Here is a 696-nt window from a genome sequence, read left to right on the forward strand (position 1 = left end):
GCACGCCCCAGGTCGCGGACTCCATGACCTCAGAGGTCATGGTCTGTGTGCGGGCGCCGACTACGGTGGAATGATGGAGACGGACGACCTGCCCCGCGTGGGCCTGTTACTGCGTGACTGGCGCCAGCGCAGAAAGCTCAGTCAGCTCGACCTGGCCTTGAAGGCGGATACTTCGACGCGACACCTGTCCTGTGTGGAGACGGGCCGCGCCCGGCCCAGCAGGGAGATGGTGCTCCGGCTCGCCGAGCACCTGGACGTGCCCCTGCGCGATCGCAACGGCCTGCTGATGGCTGCCGGATACGCCCCCGCGTACCGCGAGACTCCGCTGGGCAGCGGCCGGATGACGATGGTCCGTTCCGCTCTCAGGACGATGCTGGCCGGCCACGACCCCTACCCGGCTGCCGCGATCGACCGCATCTGGAACGTCGTCGACGGCAATCGCGCCATGTCCGTGCTGCTGGACCTCGTGCCGCCGCATCTGACGGACTCGGGCGCGAACGTGATGCGGCTGATTCTTCACCCGGACGGCCTGGCGGCCCAGTGCCTGAATTTCCCTGAGGTCCGGGCCCACGCCCTCGGCCGCCTCCTCCACCAGGTCAACGCCACCGGTCACCGTGATCTCCGGGAGCTGTACGAGGAGGTATCCGCCTACCCGCCCCCGCACGACCTGAGCCCGGATCCCGGCCCGGTGGATCC

At 69.1% G+C, this 696-nt stretch carries 1 protein-coding gene; it reads left to right on the forward strand.

Annotated features, from left to right (window positions below):
• Nucleotides 1-73: 73 nt before the first annotated feature.
• Nucleotides 74-696 (forward strand): helix-turn-helix domain-containing protein (locus tag AOK22_RS31810; protein ID WP_055702185.1); only part of this gene is annotated, 623 nt, incomplete at its 3' end.

The sequence above is a fragment of the Streptomyces silaceus genome (assembly GCF_001419745.1).
GTDB classification, from domain to species: Bacteria; Actinomycetota; Actinomycetes; order Streptomycetales; family Streptomycetaceae; genus Streptomyces; species Streptomyces silaceus.